We start from the raw sequence: 19,026 nt of genomic DNA, 5'->3' as shown, positions 1-19,026 counted from the left end.
GGCGCCATGGACGCAGGGCCGGCCGATCGGTCACATTCGCTCCCCTTGCCTCTTGTCCGGCCCGTTCTCATCGGGGTCGTCGGCACAAGGTGGCGTCTTGGCCAAGTGCTGTCCAAGCCGCAGCGCCAGGGCCACGGCAGGAAGTGTCGGGTTGGCATGACCTCCGGTCGAAAACACGCTGGCGCCGGCGAGATAGAGATTTGCCAGCCCATGCACGCGGCAATCGCCGTTGACGACGCTGAAACGCCTGTCGTCGCCCATGCGTGCCAGGCCGATCTGGTGATAGCCGTCGAAGGCCTGCGCGAGGACACCCTGACGCCGGCTGGCTTCGTCATGCAGATACTCGAGCCGGCCCAGCCGGTTGCGCGACAGCCAGGCATCGAGCAGGGCGTGCGAGCGCAGCACCGAGGTCAGGTCGTCTTCCCCGACCCGATAGTCGACGCTCAACCGCGCTCGTCCGTCCGCTGCTTGCGTCAGCACAACGCGACTGTCGGGCTGTGGCACCTGCTCGGCGTGATAGCGCAGAAGGTATCGCCCCGCCGGGTTGGCCAGCATGCCACCGTCACCGCCGCGCCAGATCTGCGCCAACGTCAGCCCGGCCCGCCGCAGCGATATCCCGCGCAGCCGGATGTTCTTCAGATGACCCCGAAGCTGGCCTTTGCGGCTGTGCGTCGGCCGCGGTGCCAGGCCGCGTGACAGCCATCGATAAGTTCCCGTTGCGGTCATCAGGAGATACAGGAGAGACAGGCTGCCGGATCCATGGATCGGATCTGAAATGGAGATCGCGTCGAGCCAGAAGACGGTGTTGAGCAGACGTTCCTGCAGCTGGACGGGGGCGGCAAGCTGCAGACGTCGCCGAAAGCGATAGCCATGCGCATCGGTCTGGAAGGACAGCTGCCGGGCGAGGTCATCGTCGGTAAGCTGGATGACGGCGAGGTAGCCGGTCAGATGGCCCTGGTAATAGCGACCAAGCGCGCCGTCCGGTTGACCCAGCAAAGCCGGCTGCTTTGTCTGGAGCGCAAGAAGAAGGCGTGACGTCTCCAGTCCGCCGGCAGCCAGAACCAGACGGGACACGGCGTAGGCCTCGTGACGACCGTAACGCAGCACGCGCACATGCGTGACCCGGTCGCCACCAGGCTCACAGATCAGCTCGGTGGCAACCGACTGTGTTGCCAGGAAGATGCGGTGGGACCGGCGAAGGGCGGCCTCGTAGCGCGGCGCCAACGCCGGACTTTTGCTCCAGTGCTCGATCGCATCCGTCGCGACCGGGCCGGCAGCTGCATCGCGCTGGCGCCTCGTTATTGTCCCGGCGTCCAGAAAGGTTGCTGCCTCGGCGTAATGCGCGGCGATCTCAGCATGGGCAATGGGCCAGCCGGGGACCGGGACATGCGCCCTGTGCTGGAAGTCGAGGTCATCGAAGGGGACGCAGCGCCCGCCCCACAGCGCGGAGGTTCCGCCGATGCCGCGGTGGCTTGCTGTCCCCGGCAGGGCATGGTGGCCGTTGGAAAACTCGGTCGCCGCAGCATCGTCTACGTCGCCCGGCCCCGCCTCCAGCACAAGGACAGTCAGACCAAGAGCTTCAAGCTTGAACGCCAAGGCCAGACCGACCGGACCGGCGCCGACCACACAGACGTCTGTCGCGGGGAGCGGTGCATCACCTTCGGATACCAGCATCAGACATCACTCTCTAGCGTCGCAAGCACCAACGGCGAGGCCTGTCACCTGCGACAGTCGCGAGTATACCACTGTCTGGCCTGCCGTTAGAACATGTGCCCTGCGCTCCAACAGTCAATCATCGCAATCGCCACGGCCGGCCTGGAAAGGCTGTGGCCGTCAGTGGTTGCTACGGGAATGCCAGTTCCAGGCGGAGCGGACAATCGCCTCGAGGTCATGGGTCGGCTGCCATCCGAGGATCGCTTTCGCCTTGTCGTTGTTGGCGACCAGCGCGGTCGAATCGCCGGGGCGGCGCGCAGCGTGCTCGACGGGAAACTGCCGTTGCGTTACCGCCGCAATGGTATCGACCAGTTCCTTCACCGTTGTGCCGGTGCCGGTGCCCAGGTTCAGGGCCACCGTCTCTCCGCCGCCCAGCAGATAGTCCACGGCCCTTACATGAGCATCGGCCAGATCAAGCACGTGAATATAATCGCGCACGCAGGTGCCGTCTCGCGTCTCATAGTCGCTTCCGAAAATCTTGAAGGATCCGCGTCGACCGAGTGCGGCTTCGATAGCCAGCGGAATGGCGTGCGTCTCGGGGGTGTGCCATTCACCGATCCGGCCTTCGAAATCCGCCCCGGCAGCATTGAAGTAACGCAGCATCACAGACCGCAGGCCCTGGTAGTCGCTGTAGTCCTTCAGCGCCTGCTCGATGATCAGCTTGGTGCGGCCATAGGGATTGATCGGCGTTTGCCGGTGCGCTTCGTCCATCGGGACACGATCAGGCAGGCCGTAGGTCGCGCAGGTCGATGAAAAGACAAAGGCATCTATGCCGGCTGCCATCGTCGCCGACAACAAGGTCAAGGTGCCGATAACATTGTTGTCGTAGAAGGCAGCTGGATTGCTGACCGACTCACCCACCTCGATCAGCGCTGCAAAATGCATCACAGCATCCGGCTGGTGCTTGGCGAGCACGGCATCAAGGCGGGCGCGATCGCGGATATCGCCGGTCTCGAGCGCCCCCCACTGGACGAACTCCGAATGACCATTCGACAGATTGTCGAAGACGATCGGTTCGTAGCCGCGCTGCGACAGAAGCAGGCAGCTGTGTGCGCCGATAAAGCCCGCTCCTCCGACCACCAATACTTTCTTCGACATCGAAATTCCCTGTGATGATTGATTCGTTCGATTGTATCGGCACAATGTGACGTGTCAGAGCGGGTGCCGCCAGATGCCTTGTAGCGAACCTGCGGCGTAGGACACCGGGTTGCGGCATCAGGTATAGAGCGGCCTTTGATGACGACAACAGGTGCACGAGCCAGCCAGGATGCCCAGTCGTTGAGGCAGGTTGGGATGCAACGACGTCTGACACCCGCGTCAGACTGGCAGGGCGCGTGCAACGACGATCAATTAATGCGCGTTCACACAAGACTGATCGCCAACGCACGGCTGGCAGCAGGTCGCTATTGGCGCCCAAGCGGCCATGCGAGACGCCGTTGCGAGACAGTCCCGGGCACGACATGGGGTTCGAGGACGCATGCCATGTCGGGGTCCCGGCCAGCGATCACAGGCGCCCGGCGGGCGGCTTTGCCATTCTGCCCAACCCTGGCGGCATCCGTCGCCTGCGGCAGAACGTTCTCTGTTTCAATATGGTCTACTTTGCTTTTTTCTTGCGGCGGTTTCCCAAGCCCATGTCTTTCGCCAGCTGAGAGCGTTTGTCGGCATAGGATGGCGCGACCATCGGATAGGTGTCTGGCAGTTCCCATCTTTGACGATATTGTTCGGGCGTCATCTGGTGAGATGTCATCAAGTGGCGCTTGAGAGACCTGAACTTGAGGCCATCCTCGAGGCAGACGATGCAGTCATGTTCGACTGACTTCTTGATTGCAATTGCAGGCTTGGACCGTTCAAAGACAACAGACTCGGCAAATGTTGGACCCTTCGTACGCGCAAGTGCCGAATGAATGTCGGAAATCAATCCGGGAAGATCGTCGATAGGCACCACGTGGTTGCCCACATAGGCGGCAACAATGCCTGCCGTAAGCTGTGCGAGCTGTTGTCTGTCGCCCGTCTCGCCACCCTCGTTCATGGTAGTTCCTTCCGCCGTTTTTTCAGTCATCGTCGTGATTGACGCGTTTGTGGGCAAAGATTGACGCCAATGCAAGGCCTATACATACGGTCATGGACAAGATTATGGCTCTACTTTGGTTGAGCGGCACCGAGACATTAGCAGTACCTGTATTGGCGAAATGGCGGCTGTCACCCTTCAACAGGCTGCAGCTGTGTTGGCTGGCGCGGCGAAGTGTTTCGCCACCTGCACTGGATTGATGCAAGCGTTGCGGCTCACAGACAGGCCCATGTCGAGACTGGTCACAAACATCCGGCCAAGGCAGCCCTTGTTGCCGTCTCTTCCGTTTCGCCCATGACACTCCGATCCACAGGACCTGGCTCTGGTTGTTTCGATCCGCCAGCACCTATGAAAGACGCGTCCCTTGCAAACAACGCCCAAAGTCTTTGCCAAAGACATCATGGAGCGAATGTGCCGTTGTTTCCAGTGCGCCATCCTACGCCCTTGGCGGTAAGTCTCAAGGCTTCGGTTCCCCTTTGCTACTCACGGACTTGACTTCATTGCGCAGGGAGCGGAAGCGGCGGCTCATCGGACAGCCGTCGCCGCGGTTGGTCGTGCTGTTGCCGTCAGACCAATGGCCCCGATTGACCAAGGGCAGTCCTGCAGTATCCTGTCATCGAAGACCAGCTTGCGCACTGCAGAGGACGTTGCCGAATGCCGTTTGCCTCTTTCGATGCCATGGGACCGGAAGACCTCGCCGTTCTGCGCCAGGTTCTTGAACGCGCCTGTCACGCCAAGCAGATCCCGCTCGACGGTCCGCGAGCCCAGGAGCTGGCGCGCGAGCTTGTGGATTGGCACCTTTTTGGGATAACCGATCCCTCTGAACTGGAGGCCATGCTTGAGCCTTTGCTGATGGAGTAGTTGCGAAGGACGAGGCTGATCCAAGCTTGGCGCTCGTGACAAAATGTCGGATCAGCGGATCGGCACCTAGCCGTCCATCCGGTGCAGGCGCCAGTCCGTCCGGCGCCCAGGCTAGTTCATGACATCCCATTTTTGCCTGGCCTGCTCGTGCAACCCCCAGGCCTTCAGAAGCGGCAGTTCCCGGCAGCCGTCTCGTGCTTGAAGAGCACGATCTTCCCGCACGGTCGCCGCATGCCGTGCTCATCTTTGCCGCCGTGCAGACCTCGCGGTCCAGAGGCTGCGTTCGAGGCCGATCCTTGGCGCAGACTTGCCAGGCAGGAGAAGCTGGAACAAAGAAGAGGCTGATGACTTCATCGAGCGGAGGCGACCATGGTCAATGATCCGGGTGGAAGATATCAGAGTCGGCAGGAAGACGATGGAACCTGGACCGTCTTCGACACTTGGACGCCTATCGGACGCGAGGCGAGGATAATCAGCGGCGTCTCGGAACACCGCGCTCGCCAATACCTGGGGCGACTGAACAGGCTTTTCCGATTGGCGTCTTCGGCGCTTGGGAGCAGCGATGAATCGGACTCGATAGAACCAGACCGGTGACACTGTCGGCCGGGTCGCGGGCTGCGGAGTGACCAGCACTGCCGCTCATCAGTCCTCTCCTGCGTCAGACGGCAGACCGACGCGCGCGGCGACGGCCCATGTCGCAGCCTGGCCGCAATCAAACAGGACTGCCGCGCAGCCTGACGAACACGACGCGGATGTCGGCGGTCACTGATTTCATCGCCGAACTGGTTCGGGCTGCCAACGAAGTGGAGAAGCTTCAGGAAACTGAGGCGCGTCGGCTTCTCAGCCGTGCGCTGCGGACCATTCGCGCCATGCGCATAGATGCGGGCATCACGCCAAGCTTGAATAGACCCGACGAGGCTACGGTTGTGCTGCAAGCCTGCTTGCAGCTTCATTATGACGTACTCGACGCTGAAGGCGTTCGTCGGGCTCTGCTGAAGGGAGTAAGCATGATCCGGGATCTGCGCATTCTTCAGGATAGAAGCAAGACGAGCTTGCACTAACGCCAGAACAACGCCCCGATGGGCCGAATATGACCTCTCCAACTTTCGTCTCGGCACGCGATCGTGCCATTGGACCTAGGTCCTACCTGCTGTGCGACTGAAGCCTTAATGCTGGAACAGCCTACCGCACTGGGTGTTCCGGTTGCAGCTTCGGCGAGATATTTGCCAGAAGCACTCGGATAACCCAGGAGGAAACCATGAAGATCATAACGCAGTTTGCCTTTGCTACGGCGCTTCTCGCCGGTACCGCAATGTCGACCTACGCCCAAACCAGCAGCACGGTGGGAACAGGCGGTACCAGCGCTGGTGGCGGAACTTCCAGCAGCACCATCGGCACAGGCGGAAGCTCTGCGGGCAGCGCGGACTGTGCTCCTGGAGCTACTGATTGCGGGTCGGGCTCTGCTTCCACCCTCGGGACCGGAGGGTCGTCCGCAGGAGGCGGCACCACCAGCAGCTCGGTTGGCACAGGTGGCTCGGCTGCAGGGTCCGGTGATGGCGCCGGGTCGGCCTCGACGCTTGGCACCGGCGGCACGTCTGCGGGCGGTGGCACCTCCAGCAGTTCTGTTGGTACAGGCGGATCCGCCGCAGGTTCGGGTAGCGGTTCGGGATCGGCATCCACTCTCGGAACTGGCGGCACCTCTGCAGGCGGTGGTGAGTCCAGCAGTTCCGTTGGGACCGGGGGTTCGGCTGCCGGTACTGGGAGCGGCTCCGGCTCGGCCTCGACACTGGGCACCGGCGGCACATCCGCTGGCGGCGGCACGTCTGGCAGTTCCGTCGGCACTGCCGGCAGTGCCGCAGGCGCAGCACAGGATGACACGAGCAACAAAGACTGCCCTCCGGGCCAAGCCAAGAAGAACGGCGGCACCTGCTGATCTAGCGTTTGCTGGTTCCGGTGAATTCCGGAACCAGCCCTCTTGAAGGAGAGCAAAATGCGATACGTTCAAGCGCTACTGAGACAGCCTATTGCCCTACCAATCATTCTCATGGGTACAATCGCCGTCGCTGCTTCGTCGGAGCAGGTCACCCTGAATGACGGGACAACCTGCACCGTCATCAATGGCATAGAGAGTGAGACAGCAACGGGAAGCGGCCTATCCTCTTCGGTTACAGCCGGCGGGGGAGCGGTGTCTTCATCGACGACCCTCAACGGACGCACGACCACGACCCACTCCGGTGGGGGAACAACCTCGTCCGTCGCAAACTCCTCGACATCAAGCACAGGGTCCTCCGCGACCGCCGGCTCCAGCGATGGCCAATCGTTCTCGACGGCCAGCGTCACCAGACCAGATGGCACGGTCATTACACGCCGATCGGACGGGACCTGTGACATCACGAAACCCAAACCTCGGTAGGTACCCCATGTCTCGCAAGTTCCTTTTTACATCAGCGGCCGTACTCGGCATCTCCTTCCTATCTCCAGCACTCGCTCAGGACTGTGACACGGCAGGAACAGTCGGCACAGGTGGAAGCGCAGCGGCAGGTGGAACCTCAGCCAGCACTCTTGGTACCGCCGGCACCTGTCTAACCGAAGACGAAACAACGTCCTCCATCGCTTCTGGCGGCAGTGCCGCTACCGCAGACGGCAAGGCGCACAGCCGGACAAAGGTCAACGAAAATCCAAACCAGCTTAAGGCGCAATCCAAGGCGCAGGCCATGGATCAAGGCACCTTCAGCAAGTCGCAAACCAAGACGCGCGTGAAGGACGGCGAACTCGAAAGCCGAACCAAGTCGATGTCCCATGTCCCCGGCGAAAAGCCCTCAATGAATCGTACCGAGAGCAACGTCACCTTCCCAAAATGAGCTGTTGCGGAACCTATGGCGCCTTCGCGTGTTTAGGCAAAAGAACTCCAGTCGATTAGCACTGAGAAAGCCCGTTCTCCCTGACGGGCTTTTTCAGCATGCGGAGATCGGTCCCCTACCAGTCCTTGACCGGACGAGCCCTTGCAAACCCCTCCCCTCATCCTTGTGCCCGGCTCTGCTCTGGCAACCGTTGTTCAACTGGAGTGACATGATGGATCATTTGTTTGCTTTCCAGATCGTCCCTGGCTCGGACGAGCTGCTTGGCTACTGCGCCACCATGGAAAAAGCTGTGACCGAGGCGGCGGCTCATCGAAAGGAGCTGATCCGGGATCAGGCCCTGGGTGACGACAACATTCGTATGCTTCCGCCGATCGCTCTCTATGAGCTTGGCCTCAAGCCGGTGACGCTGGAGCTGCTGCTGCCCGTGTTCAACAGGCGGCAAAAGTTGTCCGAGGCGCTGATCACGCAGATGACCCAGGTTGGGGCAATCGAGTGACCGGGGGCCAGCAAAGCGCCAACCTATGCCGAGGCGCGTACCGATACGCCGTTCAAAAGCGAGAGCGTCGGCAGAAGAATGGCTTGTCGGGCAACCGAACAAGAGAGACGGGCTGCCGCCGAGAAAGCCGCTCCGGCTCCCTCCGCATATTGCATCCATCCTTGCCAAGATTGCACGCGATGACCGGGCCGGTGGACCCGTCCACCAACAACTGTCAGATCAGCTCGAGATCCAAGAGCACGAAGGTCCGCTGCTTGACGAACGGAAGATCTGTCTGAAGCGTAAGCGCGCACCGGGTCGCGTCTACCCTCTCCGGACCTTCCATGAGCCCAGGAACTCCTTGACTGTCATCACAGTGTTGTTTGATATCGAGAATGGGAGCATCCCGGGTTGGCGTAAGGGAATGCGAGGAACCTGACCCGCCAGCTCGACGACGCGCAGGTGAAGTTCGTGATGACGCAACGTCGGCTCATCAACGACCTGCCGGCGCCGGCAACCCCGCCGGTGACCGCTCAATACGGGCCGGAGCCGGTACGAGGATAACCGACAGATGTGCAATCTCTACAACGTTACCACCAATCAGGAGGCCATTCGTGCCGTCACGAAGGCATTCGATCGGCTGGGGAACCTGGAGCCGTCGCTCGACATCTATCCGGATCAAATGGCACCCATCGTGCGCAATAACGGCGGTGAGCGTGAGCTGACTCGTGTCCGCTGGGGCATGCCAAGCTCGCAGCAGGCAATTTACCAAGCCGCCACGAGGCGCGCCGACAAGCTTCGTGCAAAGGGCAAGGAGGTCGATTTCCAGCAGCTGCTCAAGATGGAGCCCGATGGAGGGACGACCAACATCCGCAACACCGCAAGCCTACACTGGACGCGCTGGACCGGCGTCGACAACCGCTGTGTGGTGCCGTTTACCCGCTTTGCTGAACCGGACCCCGCAAGCAAGTTCGAAGATCAACGGACCCCAAACGCCTGGTTTGCCGGCGGCGATAGCGAGCCGTTGATGTTCTTTGCAGGCTTCTGGGTGCCGAACTGGCAATCTGTTCGAAAGATCAAGGAAGGCATGATCACCTGCGACCTGTTCGCCTTCCTGACCACCGAGCCCAACGCCGTGGTCGGTCCGATTCACCCCAAGGCAATGCCGGTCATTCTCCGTGGCGAGGCCGAGGTGGAGGTCTGGCTTTCGGCGCCGTGGACCATAGCCCAATCGCTGCAGCGGCCTTTTCCGGACAAAGAACTGGTGCTTCTGGCAAAGGTCGAGCAGCAGGCAGACAACCAGCCAGCGGTTCAGGGGTCGCTGCTCTAGGTGCCTAGTGTTCCCACGGCGTAGGTCGCAATATCAAGCGGGGCTTCGACCGAAGCGGCCAGCTTCAGACCAAGGTCCGTGGCGCAATGGTCGATGATAGCTGCTAACGTCCTTTTCAGCGATGCAAGACCACGGCGCTGATCCCGGTGTTGCGGGAGTTGCGGAGCAGCTCTTGCACAATGGTTTGAAGGATCGGTCATCGGACGGTCAAAGGGGTGCGCGATGAAGATAACGGGAACCGGCCAGCCCACATTTCTCCTGGCGAGCTCCAGATGCTGCAGCGGGTGTTTGACCGTGTCTGCGATCGCAAAGATCTGCCCAAGGCAAGCCGGGACGCACAAGACATGGCCGCGACGATCGTCGGCCTCTATGAAAATGGTCTGCGCGAAGAGCAGCAGTTGGCCTCCCGGTTGGCCTGAAAGAAATCCAAACATTTGGCGCAAGAGCTGCCTGGTAGGGTGACCTGTCGGATCGACGACGACACGGGCTGGGAGCGCGGTGCCGAACAGCGGATGCTGGACGGTTGATATGCCAGAGATAGCTGGTGGCGCGTGTGGCGGTGACTGATCGATCGGGAGCAGAGCCCGCTCGTCTGGAGGAACCGACGACCACAGGGTATCAGCTTCACCGCACCGGCAAGGCGATGGAACGTTAGGCCACCTGCGACCTGGTCATGTTGGACCACAACCGGGACGTCGCCCAGCTCTTATGGTCTTGCCCAGCCGTGGCCAATTAAGGGCGAAGGATGATGTGGAGCGCCAGCGCCGACGGTCTTTCCGCTCACGACGGTGCAGCCGCAGCGGCGCCCTGATGACCTGCGGGGCCTGAGCCTGCGCGCTCCACGCCTTACAGCGACCCCTACCTCGCTGGACCGCTGGCAGCTGCCAATCATCGCTTCCAAAACCTGAGCCATTCTCTAGGATGCACGTCTTGTTCCGGAACGCTTACCTGTTGTCGACGACCGGCAACCGAGGCGTCCGCGCACTCAGACAGGAACAGAACAATGGATATTCGACGCAGCGGCTCGGTACCGTCACAACGTGCGCCGTCACAGTATTTCACCGGGTCGGTCTGGCAGGATCCGATCGTTGAGGCACAGGCGCCGGCGCGGGTCCGGTCCGTCATCGTTCGGTTTGACCCCGGCGCCCGGACGAACTGGCATAGGCACCCTCTGGGACAGACGTTGCACCTCATCGCTGGCTGCGGCCTCATCCAGAAGGATGGTGAGCCGATCCAGACGATCCATGCCGGCGATTCCGTCTGGTTAGCTCCAGGTGAGAAGCATTGGCATGGAGCCGGCCCGGATACGGGACTGACCCACATCGCAATCCATGAGGCGCTGGACGGCGGCAGTGCGGAATGGCTGGAACCTGTGAGCAGCGAGCAGTACCCTGCCCTCCCGCCGCAGCGCGCGCCCTGATGCGTCCATCGGGATGACACGTCTCTGGCCATCAAAAAGCCGCCCTGAGGCGGCGATGTGATGATGGCGCTCACCGCATTCAGGAGACTGACATTCCAGACTACTCGCTTATCATCACCGGCCTGGTTGCCGCCCTGGTCCTGTGGTTCATCTTCGCCGTGGTGCGAAAACTGTTCGTGCTGGCGCTTCTGGTTGCGCTGGCTGTCGGCGCATGGACGATCTGGGACGATCCTGCACTCTTGCTTGAGGCATGGCAGGCGGTGGTCGATTTCTTCCACGGCTATGCCTGAGACGTCGACGTTTGGCTCGCTGGATCTCCTCTGCGTCCTATCGTTCGCAGTCGTCTCGCACATCACTGGCCCATTTGCTTGTAATTAGCGAAAGCGGACTGCTTGCGTCATCAGCCCCAAGATCCACGTGCGAACGCTGCAACTTCGGTGTAGACTTGCGCACGCGTAGCGCTGGAGGCTGGGAATGACAGATCGTGACCGACCCAACAACGACAGCTCGAAGATGCTGCCTGGCGACGAAACCGAGCCCGGCTCGCCACAGTCTGCAGAAGGCATTTGCCCCGCCTGCGCCGGCACCGGCAAGCTGGGCCGCGAAACCTGTCCCGATTGTCGTGGCAGCGGCATCATCACCGTGATTGTCGCAGACGCCTGACGGTGATGGCGCGGTAGCGGCGTCCGCAGAGGCTTGGTGACTGGCGGCGACGAGGCACGGGCATCGCCGCGCTCGAATGCGCCGCTCCGGTGCGGGTCGATGCACTGAGTGTTCACCGGATGATTGTGATCGGCCCCCTGTCGCCTTCAGCGCTCCCAGCGTCGGTCAACATCCGCTCTCCCTTGCCGTGTTGATTTCGCGCCGCCGCTTGCGGCGACGGTCAGCCTGCTGATCAAGCGATAGGACGGCATGCTCGCCTTTGATGTGCCGGCAGCTACGCAGCGACGTCACCCACTCGATGCTGCAGACGAAATCGGGTTGTGGTCGACTGCGCGCATCCCCATATGAGACCTACCGGCCACAGGCCCGTGCCCCGTAAAGTGGCCCCAAAATCAAGGAAATCATCATGACACAACCACAAGACGCCGCCGCGTCCGCGCAATCCTACGAGCCCAAGACGCTGGCAAAGAAGCACCGGATTTCGGTGGAAGAGGCAGAAAAGATCATTGCTGAACACGGTAGTGACCGCAAAGCAGCCGACAAGGCGGCGCGACGGATCGCTGCATAACGCGGCGGGCGCCGGTTCAACGCGGCAAGCAGCCGTCGTGCAGATGACCCCGGGGGGCCCTCTCGAGGGCCAGGCCGCACCCTACCAAGAATGGTGGTCGTTTCCTCGTCCCTCGTGAGGGCTGAGGCTGGCACGATAGAGACGGTCGGCCCTTGTCAGCCTTGGCCAGCTATTGCTCGAGCGTGCTACCGAAGCCGACAGCGGGTGCCCAAGCACCGGTTCGACTGAGATCTGGTCGACGAGGGGCGGCAGCAAGGCCGCCCAACGTTTCTCCCCAAGCGTGAGCAGCTACGAACAAACCCCGTCGTTGCCGACAGGTTTGCGCTCGAAGCCGTTTTAGCGGCCATACGGCGAGTTGCAGTACGCCCTTACGCCGGCGCGCGGCACATAGGTATCGTCAGAAGGTCGGTAGCTCCTATACCGGTCCATGCACCACTGGATGTGTTGGTTCGGCATGGACTCGGCTCGGCCGGGCTGGCTGGCAATGGCGCCGCCGATGATCGCCCCGACGGCAAGTCCGCCGAGAATGGCTCCTGCGTCGTTGCGGTGGCGCCGGTTGTCATGGCGACGCCGGTCATGACGATCCTCATAGTGGCGCCGTTCGCTGTAACGGTCGCGCCTGTCATGGTCTCGGCGAGCATAGTCCCGACGATCATACCTGCGGTCATAGTCGCGATATTGCACCGGCTGAATGTCGGCGACGCCCGGCTGCACGGTGACTGTCGCAGCGGGTAAGGCGTGAGCCGGAGCAAAGCTGCTGAAACCCGTCACCAATGATATCGCAAGAATTGCCAGCTTGTTCATGTGGATCTCCATTGTCAGGAGACTGACATGGGGATCTTTTCTCGCAATAGTAGAGCATGGGCGCTTAATGCACCTTCTTGTTGTCGAAAAAACGATGTGCAGCCGGCACCGCCACGGTTCTGCGCCAGCTTTGCATCGCCAAGATCGCGCAGGTTATGAATGACAGGGATCGAAAGCATTCGACCATGGGCCTTACACGCTCTGGCCACAGCCCTGTCAGTCCGACGCAGGCTGGGCCGCTGGTCGAAAATTTTTTTACCGGGGCGTACTGTGATGCCCATAGCTGACGTGACAGGTCAGTCAGATCAGCAGTATGACCGCAATGGGCGGGCGTGGGATCATGTTTGGAGGAAGCAATGGCTGAAGCAGTGGCAAGACCCGCAGCTGCCGAGACGACGATCCTGCCGATTATTCTCGCGGTCAGCTTCTGTCATATGCTCAACGACATTATGCAATCGATGATCGCGGCGATCTACCCGATGCTGAAGGCGGATTACAATCTCGACTTCTGGCAGATCGGCATGTTGACGCTGGCGTTTCAGTGTACCGCGTCGCTGCTGCAGCCGGTGATCGGCATGATCACCGACAAGAAGCCCTTTCCGTACTCCCTGCCCTTTGGCATGGGCTCGACGTTCATCGGTCTCTTTGTGCTCGCCAGCGCCAGTTCCTACGGTATGCTGGTGGTTGCCGCCGCGCTTGTCGGCGTCGGATCGGCCGTCTTCCATCCTGAATCCTCGCGGGTGGCCCGACTGGCCGCTGGAGGCCGCTATGGCTTTGCGCAATCGATTTTCCAGGTTGGTGGTAACCTTGGCCAGGCCCTCGGACCCTTGCTGGCAGCGTTCATTATCGTCCCGCAAGGCCAGGGCAGCGTGGCATGGTTCTCGATGGCGGCGATGCTCGCATCATCATCCTCAGCCGCGTTGCACGCTGGTACAAGGCTCATATGCTCGCCAATGCCGGGCGCAAGCGGCAGCAGGAGGGGCACGGACTGCCGCGCCGCGTCGTTCTCACCGCTCTGACGGTGCTTGTCATCCTCACGTTCTCCAAGAACATCTATATGGCAAGCATCGGCAGCTATTACACTTTCTTCGTGATCGAGCGCTTTGGCGTAAGTGTCCAGCAGTCGCAGATCATGCTGTTTGTCTTCCTCGGCGCCTCCGCCGCAGGGCTGCTGGTCGGCGGGCCGATTGGTGATCGTTTTGGCTCCAAGGTGGTGATCTGGTTTTCGATCCTCGGCGTCCTGCCCTTTACCCTGGCGATGCCGTTTGCGTCCTTGCCGGTTGTAATCGTCTTGTCCGGCATCATCGGGTTCGTGATGGCATCTTCCTTTCCTGCCATTATCGTCATGGCGCAGGAACTGGTGCCGGGGCGGGTCGGCATGATCGCCGGCATCTTCTTCGGCTTTGCCTTTGGCATGGGCGGAATTGCCGCTGCATTTTTGGGGGTGCTGGCCGACCGGCACGGGATCGAAACGGTCTACACCATCTGCTCGGTGCTTCCGGCGCTGGGGCTTTTGACGATCCTGTTGCCAAGCAGCAGGATGCTACGGGCGGGGTGACCAGGTGCCAGAAGACACAAGGCTTGCAACACGGATCTTGCCAAGCGCCCCCTAGGCGGCGTGCTTGCTTGCCGCACCCAGTCGCCTGATGGCCTCGGCAAGATCCCTCTCGCCGTCGCAATAGTCCTGCCAGGCTTTGCTCCTGACCAGCAGCCGCGGCACCGTTGCGATCGTAAAGCGCATCGGATCAAGATCGGATTTGACCTGCGTCCATGTCAGCGGCATCGAGACCGGCGCGCCCGGCCTTGCCCGTGGCGACAGGGGTGCGACAGCCGTCGCCATACGGTCGTTGCGAAGGTAGTCCAGGAAAATCCGTCCGTTGCGCAGGCTCTTTGACATTTTCGTCAGGTAAAGCTTGGGACTGTCTGCCGCCATCTGCAGGCAAACCTGATGGGCAAATGTCTTGGCTTCAGCCCATGTGAGCCCCTTGCGCGGATCTGGCGCAAGCGGGGTGACGACATGCAGACCTTTGCCGCCGGTGGTCTTGCAGAAGCTCAACAGGCCGAGCGCCTCCAAGCGCTCGCGCAGTTCGCGCGCGGCCGTGACCACGGCGGAAAATGCAAGGTCGGGTCCGGGATCAAGGTCGAACACCAGGCGCCCGGGGATTTCCGGTTGATGTGGCTGGCAGTTCCAGGGATGCAGCTCCATTGCCGCCACCTGGGCCACCGCCGCCAGACCCTCGACGCGGTCGATCTGAAGATAGGGCTTCCTGTCCCCGACCACCTTGACGAGCTCCAGGAGATTGGAGGTGCCTGGCATGGCATGACGCTGGAAGAACTGCTGGCCACCGATGCCGTCGGGAAGACGGATGATCGAGCAGGGGCGCCCCCTGATGTGTGGCAGCAGCCAGTCGCCGACGGCTTCGTAATAGCGCGCAAGATCTTCCTTCGTCACCGGTCCGTCGTGGTGGGCATCTTGCGGCCACAGCGGCTTGTCAGGGCTGGAGATCAGCACCCCCATGACGTGAGCCTTGGCGCCCTTGCGGCGCGGCGCAACGGCCCCCTTGGTTGGCGGTTTGGCCGGCCGCGGCGTCTGCCGGTCGGGGCTCGCTGCTGGTTCAACCTCGATCTCGGCGGCCGGCTTATCGTCGCGCAGCCCCTTGAACGCGGCCTGACGCACCTGGCCGTCCGCTGTCCAACCGGCAAATTCGATCTCCGCCACCAGTTCTGGCTTCACCCAGTGAATGTCGGAAGAAGCTTTCGGCGCACCGATCCCGGTGAACGGTGATTTGCGCGTCGCAATCTGCCCAAGCCGGGCCTCCAGCGTCTGCGCCTTGCCCGCCCCGAAGCCCGTTGCGACGCGGCCGACGTGAACGAAGTGATCGCCGCGATAGACGCCGACCAGCAGCGAGCGGAACCTACCGTTGGTGGTGGCATAGCCGCCGATCACCACCTCATGACCGGCGCGGCATTTCGACTTTGTCCAGCTCTCGGTCCGGCCCGAGCGGTAGGGGGCGTCTGCCCGTTTGGACACGATGCCTTCCAGCGACAGCCTGCAAGCCGATTTCAGCACCGCATCGCCGCCGGTTTCGAAATGTTCGACATAACGCAAGCGCGGGTCGTCGCCAGCGCCCTGCAGCAGCGACTGCAGCCGTTGTTTGCGCTCGACAAGCCCTTGTTCGCGAAGGTCGCGACCGCCTTCAAAAACAAGATCGAAGGCAAAATAGACGAGTTCTGCGGTCTTGCCCTTAGACAGCGCAGCTTGCAGGGCAGCAAAATCGGGGGCACCCTGGTCATCCAGCGCGCAGATCTCGCCGTCGAGGATGCAGTCGGCAAGCCCGGATGCGGCTTTTGCCAGCTCCGGATACCTGTGGGTCCAGTCGAGGCCCCTGCGGGTCTTGAGCGTCACCTCACCGCCGATGCAACGCAGCTGTATGCGGTAGCCATCGAACTTGATCTCGTGCAGCCAGCCGCTGTCTGAAGGTGGCCGCGGACGCGTTTGGCACAGCTGCGGCGCTATGAAATCGGGCAAATTGGACGGCGCCGAAGTCCCGGTGATCGACGCCTTGGTCTTTCGCCTTTGATCAGCCGCCAATCCGTGATGGCTGTCCCATACGGCGGCTGCGCCGACCTCTTGGCCGACCATCATGAACGGCTTCGGCTTGCGGCCTGTGCCCGCCGCAATGGCCTCCATTGTCCGGCCCGAGGCGACGGAGGTGGGGTGTTCATCCAGGATCGATGCGCCATTGGCATCCAGGCTGAAATCGTCGCGGTGTTTGATGAGCAGCCAGTTCGTGCGCTTGGATCGCTCGCGTTCGCGGTCGTGGCGCATGCGCACCAGCACGAAGCTTCCGTGCAGCCGTTGCCCGTGCAGGACGAACTTGAAGTCGCCCTTCTCCAACGCCTGTTCTGCTGATTTGTCGCCTTCCGGTGCCCAATAGCCGCGGTCCCACAGCATCACGGTTCCGCCGCCATACTCGCCCTTGGGTATGGTGCCCTCGAAGTCGCCGTAGTCGAGAGGATGATCTTCGACCTCCACCGCCAGGCGCTTGTCGTGCGGGTCAAGCGACGGGCCCTTCGTCACCGCCCAGGACTTGAAGACGCCATCGAGCTCAAGGCGAAGGTCATAGTGCAGGCGTGTCGCGGCATGCTTCTGGATGACGAAGCGTGGCCGCGGCGACGGCTTGACGGGCGCCTCGCCACTCGGCTCCTTGGTTTTCCCGAAGTCGCGCTTGGAGCGGTAGGTGGAGAGTTTGTCAGCCATGGCAGCGTTCGCCTCAGTCTTGCGTGTCCTGGCGGCCACCAAGCTCGTCAAAGACAGCCCGAGCCTTGGCATATTGCTCTTGGGTCACATCAGCTGAGACCTCAAGCCCGCCCTCGAGCGCACCGTCGGTGCGGGCAGCCCGGTCGTCGTCGCGACCCGAGGGCGCGTCACTCCCCGAAGGTGCTGTTCCGACCGTGTTTGCCGCGCCGACCGCTTGCACGAAAATGTCCGATCGATCGATCCCGTGCTCCTGGGTCAGGTGTTCTATGGCAAGATCTGCAGCCTCACGGGTCGGAAATCTTGCGGTGATGGTCTGAACGCTGTCGTCGGACATGTCGCACGCTCCTGTTTCGGGTACTGAAGCGATATCGGAAGCAAATGTTCCAGGCTTCACGGCTATCGATACCAAGCGTAATGCCAGGATCAGGACAGGGAGTCCGGCCTGACGACCCAGCCGTGCATGGGCGTTCCACGGTCGCCAGACGGCCTTCGTCCGCGGCGATGAGCACAGACCAGCTTTGATGACGCTCTGGATCGAACTCCACGGCGAAGAGAACAGCACGGGCGTCAACCAAGCCTTTGAGGAGCTGTAGCGGCAGGGATGAAGAGATGCCGCGGGATCAATGAGAGGCGACGATGCGATTATGTCTGTGCCCCAACTGGCGGAGCTCAAGTGCTGCGTCGCAAGGGATCAAATCCTTAAGATTTGACCTTTGGCGCGAGCCCTTTCTTAAGGCGGACAGCCTAATTTAGCGATCTATCATGGGGGTCACAATGTCTTCTGTCGCTTGCCGTCTGCGCCTCGTCCTTCTCTGCCTCATTGCGTTTGCTCCCGCGGCTGTGCTCGCGCAGGACTGGACGGTCTCAAAGACGACGAAGCAGGTAAGCTACACCCTCGACAAAAAGACATGGGAGGCTGTAGAGGTCGGGACTGTTGTTCCCAGCAAAGCTTGGATGTCGACCGGTCCGCGCGGAAGAGCGACCTTGATGCGCGGCGAGGAAAGCATTTCGCTCAGCCCCAACACGCTTGCGGCAGTCATCACCAGCGTGGGGCTTTCGTCCCGCAAGACCGAGGTCGTTCAGCAGAAGGGTGAAATCGCCCTCAACATCGAGAAGCGGAGCAGGCCACACACCTATGTCCATACCCCGTTTCTTGCCGCCGTGGTAAAAGGGACGACGTTTACGGTGACTGTCACCGCGCAGGCCGCGTCGGTTTCCGTCGATGAGGGGCTGGTCCAGGTTTCATCCTTCACCGGCGGCCAGAGTACCAACGTCGGACCCGGTCAGCAGGTCACCGTAGACCAGGCTCAAACCATGTCGGTCGCGGGCATCGCCGAGCCGCCCTCGGTTTTTGCGGTCGAGCCGGTACAGGCATCGGTGCCGGCGGTGGGGCAGCAGGCCCCGGTCGGTGCCGGCCTCGGCCTGAGCTCGCCTGGCGATCAAGCGGCCGCAAGCACAAGTGGCGATGCCAGCTCCAGCGGCGTGAGCGGCGAGAGTAGCGAAAGCGGTGATAACGACCACCAGCGAGCCCTCGCCGGGAACAATGGGATCGGAAACGGCCAGGGAGCTGGCGGCGGCAACGACGGAAACGGCAATGGGAATTCCGGCGGCAACGACAACGATGGCGGCAAGGGCAACGGCCGTGGCAATGGCGGCGGCAACGGCAAAGGCAATAACGGCAACGGCCTCGGCAACGGCGGAAACCCCGACCGAGATTAGGCGTCTTGTAATCTGGGATGCACCTTCTGCCCTGCAGGACAAGCCTTGCCCGAGCGGCGCAGGTTGCGACAGGTGGGTCTTCCCGTCTTTTCCAGGCAAAGACGCCGCAGCGCCGGCTGCTTTGGCGGTCGCTGCAGCCGAGATCGTGGACCCAGCCCGTATCCCCTTGTCTGAGCGGCGACGATCTTGGCCGCAGGCGCAGGTGGAGCTACGAGACAGGGATCGGCAGCCCGTCGCGCGGGTGACGATCCAGAGCAAGCGTTTCAAAGCCTGGTCACGTCGC

18 protein-coding genes and 2 pseudogenes are annotated in these 19,026 nt (G+C 61.8%); 13 read left to right on the top strand and 7 right to left on the bottom strand.

Going from position 1 to position 19,026, the window contains the following annotated elements; all coding sequences use genetic code 11:
* Positions 1-30: 30 nt before the first annotated feature.
* From M1E10_RS01950 to M1E10_RS01940, 3 genes are all read right to left on the bottom strand, one after another.
* Complete coding sequence (locus tag M1E10_RS01950) at positions 31-1,674, bottom strand: GMC family oxidoreductase (RefSeq protein ID WP_499173329.1); 1,644 nt, start codon at positions 1,672-1,674, stop codon at positions 31-33.
* Between the two features lie 159 nt (positions 1,675-1,833).
* Positions 1,834-2,811 (bottom strand): NAD-dependent epimerase/dehydratase family protein, encoded by a 978-nt coding sequence (gene galE / locus M1E10_RS01945; protein WP_499173328.1) that lies wholly within the window; start codon positions 2,809-2,811, stop codon positions 1,834-1,836.
* Positions 2,812-3,307: 496 nt separating this feature from the next.
* Positions 3,308-3,742: a Ros/MucR family transcriptional regulator gene (locus tag M1E10_RS01940; RefSeq protein ID WP_499173327.1), complete on the bottom strand. Its 435-nt coding sequence runs from the start codon at positions 3,740-3,742 to the stop codon at positions 3,308-3,310.
* A gap of 693 nt (positions 3,743-4,435) precedes the next feature.
* Between M1E10_RS01940 and M1E10_RS01935 the strand changes: the two genes are divergently transcribed.
* From M1E10_RS01935 to M1E10_RS01905, 7 genes and pseudogenes are all read left to right on the top strand, one after another.
* Entirely contained in the window at positions 4,436-4,642 is a 207-nt protein-coding gene (locus M1E10_RS01935; RefSeq protein ID WP_499173326.1) for a hypothetical protein, read from the top strand.
* A gap of 692 nt (positions 4,643-5,334) precedes the next feature.
* The gene (locus M1E10_RS01930) at positions 5,335-5,703 is read left to right on the top strand and encodes a hypothetical protein (RefSeq protein WP_499173325.1); all 369 of its coding nucleotides are present in this window, start codon (positions 5,335-5,337) and stop codon (positions 5,701-5,703) included.
* Positions 5,704-5,900: 197 nt separating this feature from the next.
* A pseudogene (locus M1E10_RS01925) lies at positions 5,901-6,323 on the top strand (hypothetical protein); the annotation flags it as partial.
* A 363-nt stretch (positions 6,324-6,686) separates the two neighbouring features.
* Positions 6,687-7,055 carry a hypothetical protein gene (locus M1E10_RS01920; protein WP_499173440.1) on the top strand — a complete coding sequence of 123 codons (369 nt, stop codon included), beginning with the start codon at positions 6,687-6,689 and terminating at the stop codon, positions 7,053-7,055.
* A gap of 7 nt (positions 7,056-7,062) precedes the next feature.
* The gene (locus tag M1E10_RS01915) at positions 7,063-7,503 is read left to right on the top strand and encodes a hypothetical protein (RefSeq protein WP_499173324.1); all 441 of its coding nucleotides are present in this window, start codon (positions 7,063-7,065) and stop codon (positions 7,501-7,503) included.
* Between the two features lie 211 nt (positions 7,504-7,714).
* On the top strand, positions 7,715-7,999 hold the full coding sequence (locus tag M1E10_RS01910; protein WP_499173323.1) for a hypothetical protein: 285 nt from the start codon (positions 7,715-7,717) through the stop codon (positions 7,997-7,999).
* Positions 8,000-8,549: 550 nt separating this feature from the next.
* Positions 8,550-9,308 carry an SOS response-associated peptidase gene (locus M1E10_RS01905; protein ID WP_499173322.1) on the top strand — a complete coding sequence of 253 codons (759 nt, stop codon included), beginning with the start codon at positions 8,550-8,552 and terminating at the stop codon, positions 9,306-9,308.
* Here the strand turns inward: M1E10_RS01905 and M1E10_RS01900 are convergent.
* The gene (locus M1E10_RS01900; protein WP_499173321.1) at positions 9,305-9,742 is read right to left on the bottom strand and encodes a hypothetical protein; all 438 of its coding nucleotides are present in this window, start codon (positions 9,740-9,742) and stop codon (positions 9,305-9,307) included. The genes M1E10_RS01905 and M1E10_RS01900 overlap by 4 nt on opposite strands.
* A gap of 569 nt (positions 9,743-10,311) precedes the next feature.
* On the opposite strand from M1E10_RS01900, the gene M1E10_RS01895 reads away from it, so the two are divergent.
* The 4 genes from M1E10_RS01895 (at position 10,312) to M1E10_RS01880 (ending at position 11,959) form a co-directional block, all read left to right on the top strand.
* A complete protein-coding gene (locus M1E10_RS01895; RefSeq protein ID WP_499173320.1) occupies positions 10,312-10,728 on the top strand; it encodes a cupin domain-containing protein in 417 nt (138 codons plus the stop codon).
* A 158-nt stretch (positions 10,729-10,886) separates the two neighbouring features.
* Positions 10,887-11,018 carry a hypothetical protein gene (locus tag M1E10_RS01890; protein WP_499173319.1) on the top strand — a complete coding sequence of 44 codons (132 nt, stop codon included), beginning with the start codon at positions 10,887-10,889 and terminating at the stop codon, positions 11,016-11,018.
* 184 nt (positions 11,019-11,202) lie between these two features.
* Positions 11,203-11,391: a hypothetical protein gene (locus tag M1E10_RS01885; RefSeq protein ID WP_499173318.1), complete on the top strand. Its 189-nt coding sequence runs from the start codon at positions 11,203-11,205 to the stop codon at positions 11,389-11,391.
* A gap of 406 nt (positions 11,392-11,797) precedes the next feature.
* Positions 11,798-11,959, top strand: a complete 162-nt coding sequence (locus tag M1E10_RS01880) for a hypothetical protein (RefSeq protein ID WP_499173317.1) — start codon at positions 11,798-11,800, stop codon at positions 11,957-11,959.
* A gap of 336 nt (positions 11,960-12,295) precedes the next feature.
* Here M1E10_RS01880 and M1E10_RS01875 read toward each other — a convergent pair whose 3' ends face one another.
* Positions 12,296-12,763, bottom strand: a complete 468-nt coding sequence (locus M1E10_RS01875; RefSeq protein ID WP_499173316.1) for a BA14K family protein — start codon at positions 12,761-12,763, stop codon at positions 12,296-12,298.
* Between the two features lie 356 nt (positions 12,764-13,119).
* On the opposite strand from M1E10_RS01875, the pseudogene M1E10_RS01870 reads away from it, so the two are divergent.
* Positions 13,120-14,321 (top strand): annotated as a pseudogene (locus tag M1E10_RS01870) (MFS transporter).
* A gap of 51 nt (positions 14,322-14,372) precedes the next feature.
* Here the strand turns inward: M1E10_RS01870 and ligD are convergent.
* Together ligD and M1E10_RS01860 are read right to left on the bottom strand one after the other, a co-directional pair.
* On the bottom strand, positions 14,373-17,024 hold the full coding sequence (gene ligD, locus M1E10_RS01865; RefSeq protein ID WP_499173315.1) for a DNA ligase D: 2,652 nt from the start codon (positions 17,022-17,024) through the stop codon (positions 14,373-14,375).
* 13 nt (positions 17,025-17,037) lie between these two features.
* The gene (locus M1E10_RS01860) at positions 17,038-17,358 is read right to left on the bottom strand and encodes a hypothetical protein (protein WP_499173314.1); all 321 of its coding nucleotides are present in this window, start codon (positions 17,356-17,358) and stop codon (positions 17,038-17,040) included.
* Between the two features lie 428 nt (positions 17,359-17,786).
* On the opposite strand from M1E10_RS01860, the gene M1E10_RS01855 reads away from it, so the two are divergent.
* Complete coding sequence (locus M1E10_RS01855) at positions 17,787-18,743, top strand: FecR domain-containing protein (protein ID WP_499173313.1); 957 nt, start codon at positions 17,787-17,789, stop codon at positions 18,741-18,743.
* Positions 18,744-19,026 lie beyond the last annotated feature (283 nt).

Source organism: Rhizobium sp. PK7-22 (assembly GCF_056530405.1).
Note: the sequence above shows the minus strand (reverse complement) of the source record. Positions and strands in the feature narration are given on the sequence as shown.

Coding starts and splice junctions, on each gene's coding strand:
- M1E10_RS01895 (WP_499173320.1), top strand. CDS start 10,312: ATGGATATTCGACGCAGCGGCTCGGTACCGTCACAACGTGCGCCGTCA.
- M1E10_RS01905 (WP_499173322.1), top strand. CDS start 8,550: ATGTGCAATCTCTACAACGTTACCACCAATCAGGAGGCCATTCGTGCC.
- M1E10_RS01935 (WP_499173326.1), top strand. CDS start 4,436: ATGCCGTTTGCCTCTTTCGATGCCATGGGACCGGAAGACCTCGCCGTT.
- M1E10_RS01885 (WP_499173318.1), top strand. CDS start 11,203: ATGACAGATCGTGACCGACCCAACAACGACAGCTCGAAGATGCTGCCT.
- M1E10_RS01875 (WP_499173316.1), bottom strand. CDS start 12,763: ATGAACAAGCTGGCAATTCTTGCGATATCATTGGTGACGGGTTTCAGC.
- ligD (WP_499173315.1), bottom strand. CDS start 17,024: ATGGCTGACAAACTCTCCACCTACCGCTCCAAGCGCGACTTCGGGAAA.
- M1E10_RS01900 (WP_499173321.1), bottom strand. CDS start 9,742: ATGTTTGGATTTCTTTCAGGCCAACCGGGAGGCCAACTGCTGCTCTTC.
- M1E10_RS01940 (WP_499173327.1), bottom strand. CDS start 3,742: ATGAACGAGGGTGGCGAGACGGGCGACAGACAACAGCTCGCACAGCTT.
- galE (WP_499173328.1), bottom strand. CDS start 2,811: ATGTCGAAGAAAGTATTGGTGGTCGGAGGAGCGGGCTTTATCGGCGCA.
- M1E10_RS01930 (WP_499173325.1), top strand. CDS start 5,335: ATGTCGCAGCCTGGCCGCAATCAAACAGGACTGCCGCGCAGCCTGACG.
- M1E10_RS01915 (WP_499173324.1), top strand. CDS start 7,063: ATGTCTCGCAAGTTCCTTTTTACATCAGCGGCCGTACTCGGCATCTCC.
- M1E10_RS01910 (WP_499173323.1), top strand. CDS start 7,715: ATGGATCATTTGTTTGCTTTCCAGATCGTCCCTGGCTCGGACGAGCTG.
- M1E10_RS01880 (WP_499173317.1), top strand. CDS start 11,798: ATGACACAACCACAAGACGCCGCCGCGTCCGCGCAATCCTACGAGCCC.
- M1E10_RS01950 (WP_499173329.1), bottom strand. CDS start 1,674: ATGCTGGTATCCGAAGGTGATGCACCGCTCCCCGCGACAGACGTCTGT.
- M1E10_RS01860 (WP_499173314.1), bottom strand. CDS start 17,358: ATGTCCGACGACAGCGTTCAGACCATCACCGCAAGATTTCCGACCCGT.
- M1E10_RS01920 (WP_499173440.1), top strand. CDS start 6,687: ATGGGTACAATCGCCGTCGCTGCTTCGTCGGAGCAGGTCACCCTGAAT.
- M1E10_RS01855 (WP_499173313.1), top strand. CDS start 17,787: ATGGGGGTCACAATGTCTTCTGTCGCTTGCCGTCTGCGCCTCGTCCTT.